This is a genomic window from Nocardioides sp. REDSEA-S30_B4, from assembly GCF_001627265.1.
Lineage (GTDB): Bacteria > Actinomycetota > Actinomycetes > Propionibacteriales > Nocardioidaceae > Nocardioides.
Genome location: NZ_LUPI01000071.1, coordinates 1 through 11,815 on the forward strand (window position 1 = coordinate 1; position 11,815 = coordinate 11,815).

General features: G+C 73.7%; 11 protein-coding genes. 5 read left to right on the forward strand and 6 right to left on the reverse strand.

What is annotated here, in order from left to right; translation table 11 throughout:
* Nucleotides 1-85 precede the first annotated feature (85 nt).
* From A6R01_RS12945 to A6R01_RS12955, 3 genes are all read left to right on the forward strand, one after another.
* Complete coding sequence (locus tag A6R01_RS12945) at nucleotides 86-850, forward strand: ABC transporter ATP-binding protein (RefSeq protein WP_292606506.1); 765 nt, start codon at nucleotides 86-88, stop codon at nucleotides 848-850.
* 3 nt (nucleotides 851-853) lie between these two features.
* Complete coding sequence (locus A6R01_RS12950; protein ID WP_292606508.1) at nucleotides 854-3,391, forward strand: ABC transporter permease; 2,538 nt, start codon at nucleotides 854-856, stop codon at nucleotides 3,389-3,391.
* Between the two features lie 154 nt (nucleotides 3,392-3,545).
* On the forward strand, nucleotides 3,546-4,265 hold the full coding sequence (locus tag A6R01_RS12955; RefSeq protein WP_292606510.1) for a GntR family transcriptional regulator: 720 nt from the start codon (nucleotides 3,546-3,548) through the stop codon (nucleotides 4,263-4,265).
* A 92-nt stretch (nucleotides 4,266-4,357) separates the two neighbouring features.
* Here A6R01_RS12955 and A6R01_RS12960 read toward each other — a convergent pair whose 3' ends face one another.
* Nucleotides 4,358-4,714 carry a hypothetical protein gene (locus A6R01_RS12960; protein WP_292606512.1) on the reverse strand — a complete coding sequence of 119 codons (357 nt, stop codon included), beginning with the start codon at nucleotides 4,712-4,714 and terminating at the stop codon, nucleotides 4,358-4,360.
* A 36-nt stretch (nucleotides 4,715-4,750) separates the two neighbouring features.
* Here A6R01_RS12960 and A6R01_RS12965 point away from each other — a divergent pair, with 36 nt between their 5' ends.
* A complete protein-coding gene (locus A6R01_RS12965; protein ID WP_292606514.1) occupies nucleotides 4,751-5,026 on the forward strand; it encodes a DUF4031 domain-containing protein in 276 nt (91 codons plus the stop codon).
* Here the strand turns inward: A6R01_RS12965 and A6R01_RS12970 are convergent.
* Nucleotides 5,023-5,661: a hypothetical protein gene (locus A6R01_RS12970; protein WP_292606516.1), complete on the reverse strand. Its 639-nt coding sequence runs from the start codon at nucleotides 5,659-5,661 to the stop codon at nucleotides 5,023-5,025. The genes A6R01_RS12965 and A6R01_RS12970 overlap by 4 nt on opposite strands.
* A gap of 113 nt (nucleotides 5,662-5,774) precedes the next feature.
* On the opposite strand from A6R01_RS12970, the gene A6R01_RS12975 reads away from it, so the two are divergent.
* A complete protein-coding gene (locus tag A6R01_RS12975) occupies nucleotides 5,775-6,152 on the forward strand; it encodes a nuclear transport factor 2 family protein (protein WP_292606518.1) in 378 nt (125 codons plus the stop codon).
* Between the two features lie 56 nt (nucleotides 6,153-6,208).
* On the opposite strand, the gene A6R01_RS12980 is transcribed toward A6R01_RS12975, so the two are convergent.
* From A6R01_RS12980 to A6R01_RS12995, 4 genes are all read right to left on the reverse strand, one after another.
* Nucleotides 6,209-7,138: a carboxypeptidase-like regulatory domain-containing protein gene (locus A6R01_RS12980; RefSeq protein WP_292606520.1), complete on the reverse strand. Its 930-nt coding sequence runs from the start codon at nucleotides 7,136-7,138 to the stop codon at nucleotides 6,209-6,211.
* A 166-nt stretch (nucleotides 7,139-7,304) separates the two neighbouring features.
* Entirely contained in the window at nucleotides 7,305-8,576 is a 1,272-nt protein-coding gene (locus A6R01_RS12985) for a collagen binding domain-containing protein (RefSeq protein WP_292606522.1), read from the reverse strand.
* Nucleotides 8,577-8,665: 89 nt separating this feature from the next.
* Nucleotides 8,666-10,744: an AAA family ATPase gene (locus A6R01_RS12990; RefSeq protein ID WP_292606524.1), complete on the reverse strand. Its 2,079-nt coding sequence runs from the start codon at nucleotides 10,742-10,744 to the stop codon at nucleotides 8,666-8,668.
* Nucleotides 10,745-10,807: 63 nt separating this feature from the next.
* Nucleotides 10,808-11,701 (reverse strand): oxygenase MpaB family protein, encoded by an 894-nt coding sequence (locus A6R01_RS12995; RefSeq protein WP_292606526.1) that lies wholly within the window; start codon nucleotides 11,699-11,701, stop codon nucleotides 10,808-10,810.
* Nucleotides 11,702-11,815: the final 114 nt, after the last annotated feature.

Sequence of the window (11,815 nt, forward strand, 5' to 3'; positions counted from 1 at the left end):
CGCTCGGTTCTCGGGGTCGGCCCGGGGTCGGCTCGGGGTGGAACCCGGTGGCGCGCCGTCGGCGCGGTCCGACACAGTGGTGCCCATGACCGTGGCGGCCAGCGTGCGTGACCTGACGAAGATCTACGGCTCGGGCCAGACGGAAGTGCGCGCCCTCGACGGCGTGAGCCTCGACATCGGGGCGGGGGAGTTCACGGCGGTCATGGGCCCCAGCGGCTCGGGCAAGTCCACGCTCATGCACTGCTGCGCGGCCCTCGACACCGCCGACTCGGGGTCGGTGCGCATCGGCGACGTCGAGCTGACCGGGCTGAAGGACAAGGCGTTGACCGCGCTGCGGCGCGACGAGATCGGGTTCGTCTTCCAGTCCTTCAACCTGGTGCCGACGCTCACCGCGAAGGAGAACGTCCTGCTGCCGCTGGCCATCGCCGGGCGCCGCCCCGACGCGGAGTGGTTCGACCAGGTGGTCGCGACCGTGGGGCTGGCCGACCGGCTGGGGCACCGGCCCAACCAGCTCTCCGGGGGCCAGCAGCAGCGCGTCGCGGTGGCGCGCGCCCTGGTCAGCCGGCCGCGGATCGTCTTCGCCGACGAGCCGACCGGCAACCTCGACAGCCGCTCGGGTGCGGAGGTGCTCAGCCTGCTGCGCCGCAGCGTCGACGAGCACCAGCAGACGATCGTCATGGTCACCCACGACCCCGTCGCGGCCGCCTACACCGACCGGGTCGTCTTCCTCGCCGACGGTCGCGTCGTCGACGAGCTGCGCGCACCTGACCGGGACGCCGTGCTCGAGGTCATGACCCGGATGACCGAGGCCGCCGCCCCGCGCGACGACGCCTCGGCCCAGGAGGCCTGAGCCGTGCTCCGGGTCTCCCTGCGCAGCCTGCTCGGCCGCAAGGTGCGGCTGCTGATGAGCACCTTCGCGATCGTGCTCGGTGTCTCCTTCGTCGTCGGCACCCTGGTCTTCTCCGACACCCTGCAGCGCTCCTTCGACTCGATCTTCGCCTCCTCGGCAGGCGACGTCGTGGTCCGACCCGACGGCCAGGGCGGCGGGCCGCCGGGGTCGCGGACCGTCCCCGGCGACGTGGTCGACGAGCTCGCGGCCCTGCCCGGCGCCGCCCGCGCCGACGGCCAGGTGGCCTCGATCGGCGTCTACGTCATCGACACCGACGACCGGCCCGTCGGCGGGTTCGGCCCGCCCGCCCTCGGCCAGGGGTGGAGCGACGCTCCCGCCGTCGACGGGCGCGAGGGCCTGGTGATCGTGGAGGGGCGTGCGCCCGAGGGTCCCGAGGACGTCGTGCTCGACACCCGCACCGCCGACCGGGCCGGCTACTCCCTGGGTGACACCGTGCCGATCCAGACCCCGGGCGAGCAGGCGCGGGTCGAGCCCACGCTGGTGGGCCTGGCCGACTTCGCCGACGGGGGCTCGCTCAACGGCGCCACCCTCGCCGCCTTCGACCCCGCCACCGCCCAGGACCTGTTCCTCGGCGGGCAGGACGCCTGGACCGAGGTCTGGGTCACCGCGGCCGACGGGGTCAGCCAGGACGAGCTGGTCGAGCAGGTGCGCGAGGTGATCGACGCCGACCTCGAGGCCGTCACCGGTGACGAGGCCGCCGAGTCCAACGCCGCCGACCTCCAGGAGGCGATCGGCTTCCTGGAGACCTTCCTGCTGGTCTTCGCCGGCGTCGCCCTGGTCGTGGGGGCCTTCCTCATCGTCAACACCTTCTCGATCCTGGTGGCCCAGCGCTCCCGCGAGCTCGCGCTGCTGCGGGCCCTGGGCGCGAGCCGCCGCCAGGTCACGGTCTCGGTGCTGGTCGAGGCCCTGGTGCTCGGCGTCCTCGGTGGCACGCTCGGCCTGGGGCTCGGCATCCTGCTGGCCCAGGCATTGGCCGCGCTCTTCGCGCAGGCGGGCCTCGACCTGTCCGGTCAGCCGCTGGTGATCGCGGCCCGCACCCCGCTGGCGGCGTACTCCGTCGCGGTCCTCGTGACCGTCGCCGCCGCGCTGGTCCCCGCCCTGCGCACCGGTCGCATCGCCCCGGTCCAGGCGCTGCGTGACGACGTCGCGCTGCCGGAGTCCTCCCTGCGTCGCCGGCTCGTGGTCGGGCTGGTGCTGGCGGTGCTCGGCGGCGCCGCTCTGCTCGTGGGTCTCTTCGGCGACACCGCGTACGCCGGCTGGGTGGTCGGCGGCGGGGTCCTGGCCGTGCTGCTGGGCGTCACCGCGGCCTCGCCGCTGCTCTCGATGCCGCTGCTGGGCGCCGCGGCCGCGCTCTTCCGCCGGGTCTTCGGCACCGTCGGGGTCCTGGCGGGGCAGAACACCCTGCGCAACCCGCGGCGCACCGCGGCCACCGCCTCCGCGCTGATGATCGGGCTCGCGCTGGCCGGGACGATGTCGATCGCCGGCGCCTCCGCGTCCGCGTCGGTCGACCAGCAGATCGAGGACAGCTTCGTCGGCGACTACGTCGTCACCAACGTCTTCGGCGGTCCGTTCTCGCCGAGCGTGGCCGAGGCCCTGGTCGACGTGGAGGGCGTGGACCGCGTGGCGGTCGAGCGCTACGACGTGGCCCGGCTCGAGGGCGACTTCGTCTTCGTCGGTGCCGTGAGCGGCGAGGACCTCGACCTCCTGGGGCTGGAGCTGCTCGACGGCTCCCGGCCCCCCAGCGGCGACCGCGAGGTGCTGCTGGCCGAGCAGGTCGCCGACGACGCCGACGTCCGGCCCGGCGACACGGTGGTGCTCGAGGTGCCCGGCGGGGAGCAGGAGTGGACCGTCGCCGGCACCTACGCCGCCAACCCGGTCGTGCCGGCCACCGCGCTGGTCTCGCCAGAGGCCTTCAGCGGCCGCGCCGGCTTCGCCGACCAGGACCGGATGCTCGTCGTGTTCGGCGACGGCACCGCGGCCGACGTCCTCGGCGAGCGCATCGACGAGGTGCTCGCGGACCAGCCGACGCTGGCCGCCCAGGACCAGCAGGAGTACGCCGAGGTCCAGCGCGAGCCGATCGAGCAGCTGGTGCTCATGGTGTTCGCGCTGCTGGGCCTGGCCCTGGTCATCGCCGTGCTCGGCATCGTCAACACCCTGGCGCTCTCGGTCATCGAGCGCACCCGCGAGGTGGGTCTGCTGCGCGCCGTCGGCCTGGGGCGGGGACAGCTGCGCCGGATGGTGACGCTGGAGTCGGTCGCCATCTCCGTGCTCGGCGCGGTGCTGGGCGTCGTCCTCGGGGTGCTCTTCGGCGTGGTCATGATGACCGCCCTGCGTGACGAGGGCCTCGAGGTCATCTCGGTGCCCTGGGGCCAGCTCGCGGTCTACCTCGTGCTCGCGGTGATGGTCGGCGTGCTCGCCGCGGTCCTCCCGGCCCGCCGCGCCGCGCGCCTCGACGTCCTGCAGGCCATCGCGACCGAGTAGGACGTCCGCGCCCACGCGGCGAGTGTTGCCCGGATGCGCCCGACGCTTTGGCAACTCGTGCCCGCTCACGTGGTGTGACGGGTCCGGACCGTGGTAAGGGACGGATTTCGCGGATCCGGCCCGATGCCGCACCAGGTTGTCTAGTCTGCTGAGCGTGGATGAGGTTCTCGTGACGGACGGTCGGGCGCTCAAGCACGTCCAGGTCCGTGAGTACGTCCGCAACCTCGTGACCGGATCAGCGCCGGGGTCACCGGCGCCGTCCGAGCGCGAGCTGGTCCAGCACTTCGGCGTGGCCAGGATGACGGTGCGCCAGGCCATGGACGCGCTGGTCGTCGAGGGCCTCCTCGAGCGGATCCCGGGTCGGGGCACGTTCGTGGCGCGACCCCGACGCACCGCGAGCCGGATCACCGGCTACACCGAGGAGATGACCCGGCGCGGCATGCTCGCCGAGAGCCAGACGCTGCTGGCCCGCCGTGAGCAGGCCGGCCCGGGTGTCGCCCGGGCGCTGGCGCTGACCGAGGGCGACGCGGTCATCCACTGGCGCCGCCTGCGTCGCGCCGACGGGGTGCCGATGTGCATCGAGGACGCCTACCTCAACGAGGTGCTGCTGCCCGGCTTCCTGCAGAGCGGCATGCCGACCAGCCTCTACGACTCCCTGGAGTCGCGTGGGCTGCGCCCCACCTGGGCCGAGGACTCGGTCAACGCCGACAAGGCGACCGGCGAGGAGTCCTCGCTGCTGGAGGTCGACCCGATGAGCGCGGTGCTGCGGCACTCGCGCCGCGCGGTCTCCGGCGAGAAGGTCGTCGAGGTGTCCCGTTCGGTCTACCGCGCCGACCGCTACACGCTGTGGGTGCAGCTCGGCCAGGACGGCTGACGAGGACGCGTCAGCGGACCCACCGAGCCGGGCGTCACCCCGGTGGTCGAGCAGCGAGCGGGCGTCGAGAGCACGGCTCGCCGATCCGGGCGTCAGTCGTGCCGGCGGGGCAACTCACCCAGCGGCGCGACGGCCTTGCCGCTCTCCTCGCACACCCACGTCGGGTCCGGTCCGCCGAGGTCGGGCTGGATGTGCACCATGTGCTCGGCGTCCTCGTCGCACCAGTCGCACACCGGCCAGCGACCGGTCGAGTCGAAGAGGGCGTCCTGGACGTCCTGGGCGATGAGCCCGGCGACGTACTGCGCGCCCTCGGGCCACTGCTCGGCCCACCACGAGCGCGCCGAGACGGCCTCCTCCAGCGCCGAGACCGCTGCGGGGGTCGCCTGGCGTCGTGCCTCGAGGTCCGCGAGGACCCGGGACCTGGCCTCGAAGAGCTGTGCGACGTCCACCGTCCCATTAGTAGCACCGCTGCCTAGGCTGTCGGCGTGATCCTGATCGACCCGCCGAACGCCGCCGGTCACGGCCGGTTGTGGTCGCACCTGGCCAGCGACACCTCCCTCGCGGAGCTGCACGTCTTCGCCGAGAGCCTGGGCTTCTCGCGCCGCGGCTTCGACCGGGACCACTACGACGTGCCGTCGGAGTGGTACGCCGACGTGGTCGCTGCCGGGGCCGAGCCGGTCAGCAGCCGCGAGCTCGTGCGCCGCCTGGTCGCGGGCGGGCTGCGGGTGCGCAAGCCGCGCACCGGTGGGACGGCACGCTAGCTGGCGACCCGTCGGAGGCCGGCGAGCTCGGCGTCGAGGTTGGCCCTGGCATCGGCCTCCCACGCGCTGCGGGCGGGTGCGGTGTGGAAGAGGGTCGGCTTCTCCGCGAGGTGCTCGAGGACCTGGGTGCGGCCCAGGGCGAAGGAGTCGTCGTCGAGGTGGGAGTACTCCTCGCGCACGCTGCGGACGTACGTCGCGTAGCGGGCCGGGGGTGCGGCGAGGATGGCCAGGTCGGCGTCGGAGAGGGCGCACCCGGCCACGTCGTCCTCGACCGGCTCGTGGGTCTCGGTCATCCGCACCAGCCGGGCCACCTCGGCGGCGGTCTCCTCGCCGACCGAGAGCGGCAGGGTGTCCTCGGCCCGGGCGGCCGAGCGCTCCTCGGCGTCGCGCTCGCCGTCGTAGACCGCGTCGTGGAACCACGCGGCCAGCACCACCGGGAGGTGGGGGTAGTCGACGCCGGCCTCGGCGAGCTCGGCGAGCCGGCCGAGCACGTCGGCGAGGTGCTGGAGGTCGTGGTAGCCGGGGCGGTCCCAGGCGTCGAGGAGGTCCTCGCGCAGCGCCTCGTCGCCGGAGAGCGGCCAGCGCCGGCGCAGCTGCTCGCGCAACGGGCCGGTGTGGTCGTCATGAGCGGGCATCGCCCCATTGAACCCCATGGCGCCGACCACGTGTGACGTGGCGCACGCTAGGCTGCCGATAACTAGAACCTGTTCTCGTTCCCGTGAGGAGCGACTCGACGAGGAGTGTGGCCGTGGCTGCGAGCACCGAGAAGATCCGCGAGGTCGTGGAGTCCTACATCGCCCTCGTGGCGAACGGCACGGCGGCCCAGATCGCCGACCTCTACACCGACGACGCGACCGTGGAGGACCCCGTCGGCACCGAGGTCCGCCGCGGCCGCGAGGCCATCCTGGAGTTCTACGGCGGCCTGGAGGGCATGGAGGCGCGCACCAGCCTCGGCGTCGTGCGCATCGCCGGCGGCGAGGCCGTCTTCCACTTCGAGCTCGTCACCGTCGTCGGCGACCAGAGCTACACCGTCGCCCCCATCGACCACATGGTCTTCGACGAGGACGGGAGGATCACCGCCATGCGGGCCTTCTGGGACCCCGCGACGGACATGTCCGTCAGCTGACGGTCCCGACCCACGGTCCCGGCGCGGACCTCGGACGCCGGCCTCGGACGCGGGCCTCAGACGCGGGTCGCCGGCAGCGACATCGCTGCGGCGCTGGCGCGCGGCAGGCTGGCGCGGGCGGGCCGTGCCCGGTGCGGTGCCCGGGGGAGCGTGACCCGACCCAGGTCGACCAGCTGCGCCTCGCGGCAGGCGAGCCCGTGCAGGCGGCGCTGGTCCACCTCGATGCGGTCCGGGCCGGACTTCACCACGATGGTCAGGCCGCTGGAGGCCGGCAGGTCGCCGCCGACGACGAAGCAGCCGCGGTGGTCGGTGCGGGTGCGCCCCCTCAGCACGCCGCGGGAGTCGCGCACCTCCACGATGGCCGCGTACGCCGCGGCGCCGGTGTGCTCGTCCAGCACAACACCGGTGAACGCCGCGCCGACCTTCAGGTCGGCCGTGGCCGAGCGCGAGCCCGACGCGGAGGTCTCGGTGAGGACCAGGTCGAGCTCGTGGTGCTCGCCGCCGACCGTCTCGACCACCACCGGCGCCGTCCGCTGCGTGCCCTTGGTGGCACGCACCAGGCAGGCGGTGGAGGGCAGCCCGGCCAGGGTGTAGCCGCCGAGGCCGTCGGTCCGCACCGAGAAGCTGCGGCCGTCGGCGGTGGTCGCGGTGACGGTCGCGAACCTGGCGAGTCGCGGTGCGGTGTCGGCGACGAAGCCGGTCAGCACCGCTCCGCGGGTGAGCACCACGTCGGTGGCGGTCCGCCAGCCGGCCCTCACCAGCACCTCGAGCCGGGTGGGCGCGAGGCGGCTGGGGTCGTGGGCGGAGCGCTCGTCGGAGATCTCGAGGGTCCAGCGCCCCTCGGGCAGCAGTAGGTCGGTCTCACGGTGCCAGAGCCGGCGCTGGCCGACGAGCCGACCGTCGGCGTACCACGCGACGCGGACGACGCACGGCGTCTCCGCGAACAGGCGCAGCCGGATCGTGCCGTGGTCGGTGCGGAGCTGCATGGTGCCTCCTCGGGTGCGGTCGTGCGGTGGGTGTGACGGTGAGTCCGGTGGTTCGAACCTAAGGCCGCCGCGGGCACGCGTGGTCCACCGTTCGGGCACCATCGGGACACAGTCGGGTGACATCGGGTGACCGATCGGTCACCGGGAGGAGGCGGTCGCCGGTCGGTCAGGGTGCGGTGTGCTCGGCGCCGCAGTTGCTCTTGTTGTCCTGCTCGCTGGTGGCCAGCTGGGGGAGGAGCAGGTCGCCGACCTGGAGGTCCTCGCCCTGGGTGACCGAGAGAGGGGAGAGCGAGCTGGAGCCGAACTTGCAGTAGTAGGCGCCGGTCAGGTACGGCGGGTTGCTGCCGCCGGGCTGGATCTTCAGCGTGATCCCGCCCTGGGTGGTGATCGGCCCCCCGAGGGTGAACGCGCCGTCCGAACCCGTGGTGGCCGAGCCCAGGAGGGTGCCGTCCTTGGCGAAGGCGAGCACCCGCACGTCCTTCAGCACGGCCTCGGGGTAGACCTCGTCGAGGACGAAGCCGGAGATGCTGGCGCCCCGCTTCTTCCACGTGAAGGTGCTGGCCAGGTCGGCGCGGCCCTGCTTCACGTTGGCGCCCTTGATGGCGCCCTCCTGCGGCAGGTAGTTGCCCACGCCGGGGGCGACCATGCGGTACTTGCCGGGGTAGAGCCCCTTGAAGCTGGCCTCGCCGCGCTTGGCCTTGACGGTCCAGAACTGGCCCGAGGCCTTGCTGATGGCCGTGACGAAGACCGCCTCCTTGACCCGCTGGCCGCCCGCGCGCAGGTCGACCAGGAGCTTGCCGGCCTTCTTGCGCAGCACGATGCCGATGTTGCGCTTCTGCGTCGAGCGCAGGCCCTGGACATAGGTGCTCTTGTCGACCCAGGTCTTCTTCCGGTCGTAGGTGAAGACGGAGTAGCTGCCGTCGGGGAGTCCGCCGATGGCGAACTGACCCTTGTCGTTGGCCTTGGTGGAGAAGGACTGCTCGTTGGCGTTGGCGGCCACGACCTTGGCGCCGCCCAGCGGCCTGCCGCCGGCGCGGACGGTGCCGGTGATGGCGGCACCCGGCTTCATCCGGACGTTCTTCTGGACCTTCTTGCCCGCCTTCACGCGCACGCGCACGTCGGTGGGGGCGTACTTGTCGACGTTGTAGGCCGGCCGCTCGTCGGTGAACTGCAGGTAGTAGGTGCCCGGGGCCAGTCGCAGGGAGTAGATGCTGCCGTTGACCTTGCGCGAGCCGAGGAAGGTCCAATCCTCGTCGAACCAGCGGACCTTCAGCTTCACGTTGCCCGGCACGAGCACCTCACCGACCACGCGCCCCCTCTCGGCGGCGTGCGCGCCGGGGGCCAGCACCGTCGAGGCGCCCACGCTGCTCAGCAGCCCGACGAGCAGGGCGAGCAGCAGGCCGACGGCGGTACGGCGGGCGGTGGAGGTGGTCCCCATGACGACTCCGGTGGATGGGCGGCGTCCTGGCTGACGACCGCGGTGACTCCAGCCTAGGTCCGTCTCCTTCAGGGAGCCTCAAGAAAGGCTCAAGGCTTCCCCAGTTCTGCGGGAAGGTCCTCGGCGTGCAGGACCAGCAGACTCGTGACGGCCCTGGTGAGGCACACGTAGAGCCTCCGCAGCCCGGTCACGCGGTCGTGCTCGCCGGCCACCACGGCCGCGGGCTCCAGCAGCACCACGTGGTCGAACTCCAGGCCCTTGGCCAGGCTCGCCGGCACCACCTCGACCCGCGTCTCCCACTCCTGCTCCGCCTCGGCGGTCTGCGCTCCGAGCACGCGGTGGTCGACGGCGTCCAGCACGCGGGAGGTGGCGGCGACCACGTGGTCGGGTACGACGACGCCGACCGAGCCCTCGCGCGCCAGCACCCCGCGGAGCCGGTCGGCCAGGGTGGCGACCGGGTCCGGCACGCGGGCGACCTCCAGGTCGCCGCGCGTGCGTCGCACCGACGTGGGTGGCACGAGCGACGGGGCGACGTGGGGCAGCAGGCCGGCGGCGTACTCGATGACCTCGGAGGGGACGCGGAAGCCGCGGGTCAGCTGCTCGACGTGGGCGTCGGGCCTGCCGAGGTGGGCGAGGGCCTCCTCCCACGAGCGGGCACCCCACGGGGTGGTCGCCTGGGCGAGGTCGCCGAGCACGGTGACCGAGCCGGTGCTGGAGCGCCGGGCGAGCGCGCGCAGCATCATGGGGGAGAGGTCCTGCGCCTCGTCGGCGACCAGGTGACCGACCGACCCGGTGCGCTCGAGCAGGTCGCGCAGCTCGTCGAGGAGCACGGCGTCGGCGAGCGTCCACCGGGCGGTGCCGGCGCTGCGCGGCGGACGGTCCCACAGGAGGAGCCGCTGCTCGTCGGGGTCGAGGAGACCGTCGGCCGCCGATGCCAGCGCGTCGGGGTCCGAGAGCAGGCGGTGCAGCAGCTTCGCCGGGTCGACCGCCGGCCACAGCGCCCTCACGCACGCCTTGACCGGGGCGCTGCGCGCCACGGCGTCCTGCACCCGGTCGTCGGGGGACTCGCCCCCGGCCTCCATGCGCAGCAGCACCCGGTGGGCCAGGGCCTGGGCGAGCATCGAGCCGGCGGCGGCGTACCGGACGCCGCGGGTGCGCAGCCCGTCGAGCACCTCCTCGACCTCGTAGGACGGCACCCGCCAGCGACGCGACCCGCGCGGCACCACCAGGGCGTCGTCGGGAGTGCCGACGCCTGCCCACACCGCCCGCCGCAGCACCTCCGCGAGCCGGGCGTCGCCCTTGAGGGTGGCGACGTCGTCGGGCTCGACGGCGCGGACCCGGCGCCCCTCGGGCAGCGGTGCGGTGACCAGCTCCTCGATCGTCGCCTGGGTCGCCTCGACCTCGCCGAGCGCCGGCAGCACGTCGCGGATGTAGCGCAGGAAGGAGGCGTTCGGGCCGACCACCAGGACACCCTGGCGGGAGAGCTGCTCGCGGTGCGCGTAGAGGAGGTACGCCGCGCGGTGCAGGCCCACCGCGGTCTTGCCGGTGCCCGGGGCGCCCTGGACGCAGATGCTGCGCGCGAGGTCGGCGCGGACGATGACGTCCTGCTCGGGCTGGATGGTCGCCACGATGTCGCGCATCGGCCCGACGCGTGGCCGCTCGATCTCCGCCTCGAGGATCGCGCTGTGCTCGGGGCCACCGCCGCCGGTGAGCGGCTCGTCCTCGAAGCCGGTCAGCTCACCGCGGGAGAAGCCGTAGCGACGGCGCAGGTCCACGCCCATCGGCTCGGCGCTGCTGGCCCGGTAGAAGGGGGTGCTGACCGGGGCGCGCCAGTCGACCACCAGGGCGTCGCCGTCGGGGCCGGTGACGTGGCGGCGACCGATGTGGAAGGACTCCCCGGCGTGCTCGCCCCCCAGGTGGCCGGCGCCGTAGTCCAGCCGCCCGAAGAACAGCGGCACGGTCGGGTCGTCGGCCAGCTGCTTCATCCGCAACGCGAACGTGGACTCGAGGAACTCCCGGCTCACCCAGTCCGCCGCGGCACCGGCGTCCATCGACGCGGTGCGCTCACGCATCCGGGCCAGCTGGCGCCGGGACTCGGCGAGGTGCTGCTGCTCGCGGCGCAGCTCGGGATCGGGTGGGTGGGCGGTCTCGGACGCGGACTCGGGCATGGCGCAGCACCTCGCGGAGTAGACGACCCGGGGGTGGAAGCGGCCCCGGGCGAACCGCCCAGCCTAGGACGCGGTCGCCTCGGTCTCCACCGCATTCCTCGGCGCCGGCCCCTGGGCGCTCATGGCCCAGCGAATGGTCCCGATCGCGGCGCCGCCGAGCACCTTCACGACCGTGCGTTCGGTGACCGGCATCAGCGGCAGCCGCAGCGGGAGCCGGCTCCACGCCGGCATCAGCCCCACGGCCGCGGCCACGAGGACGGCGTACGCCGGGCGCGCGAGGAGCGGGATCGGCGGGCGCAGCACGACGTAGCGGACGGCCTCGCGGGCCTCGGGGGTGCCACGCAGCTCGGCGCGGTAGGAGGACAGCGCCTCCTCGAGCCCGGCCTCGGTGGTGGGCGGGTCGACCACGCCGAGTCGCCGGCCGATCTCGGCGATCTGGGCGACGTACTCGTCGCGGCCGGCCCGGTCCAGCGGGCGGGCGCCGTAGGTCTGGTGGGCCAGCAGGAAGGAGTGCGCCTCTGCCACGTGCACCCAGCGCAGCAGGTGAGGGTCGCTGGCGGCGTACGCCGTGCCGTCGGGCATCGTGCCGGTGACCCGCTCGTGGATCCGGCGTACGGCGGAGCAGGCCGCCTCGGCGTCCTCGGCGTGTCCGAAGGTGGTCACCGCCAGGAAGGTGCTGGTGCGGGCGAGACGACCGAGCATGTCGCCGCGGTAGCCGCTGTGCTCGGAGACCGCCCGCATCGCCGCCGGGTGCAGGGTCTGCAGCAGCAGCGCCCGGATGCCGCCGACGAACATGCTGGCGTCACCGTGCACCCGCGCGATCGCGCTGTCGGGCTCGAACCACCGCGGCCCCGGGCGACCGTGGATCCGCTCGCGCTGCCGCGGCCCGTCCGGCCCGGCCACCCGGGCGAACACCGCCGCCCCCAACCGCTCGCGCGCCCCGCCGATCACGTCCACGCCTCCGAGACTAGGTGTTCTGTCCACACAGGTTGGGCACAAGGTCGGCTGGTGACTTGCCGCCGAGCGCGGTGTGACCGCGGTGGTGATTGTAGGTGTGGAGCCAGTCGGTGA

What these genes read in the sequence shown, in the direction of transcription:
- A6R01_RS12945 (WP_292606506.1), top strand. Translation starts at nt 86, where the DNA reads ATGACCGTGGCGGCCAGCGTGCGTGACCTGACGAAGATCTACGGCTCG.
- A6R01_RS12970 (WP_292606516.1), bottom strand. Translation starts at nt 5,661, where the DNA reads ATGCCCGCTCATGACGACCACACCGGCCCGTTGCGCGAGCAGCTGCGC.
- A6R01_RS12980 (WP_292606520.1), bottom strand. Translation starts at nt 7,138, where the DNA reads ATGCAGCTCCGCACCGACCACGGCACGATCCGGCTGCGCCTGTTCGCG.
- A6R01_RS12985 (WP_292606522.1), bottom strand. Translation starts at nt 8,576, where the DNA reads ATGGGGACCACCTCCACCGCCCGCCGTACCGCCGTCGGCCTGCTGCTC.
- A6R01_RS12990 (WP_292606524.1), bottom strand. Translation starts at nt 10,744, where the DNA reads ATGCCCGAGTCCGCGTCCGAGACCGCCCACCCACCCGATCCCGAGCTG.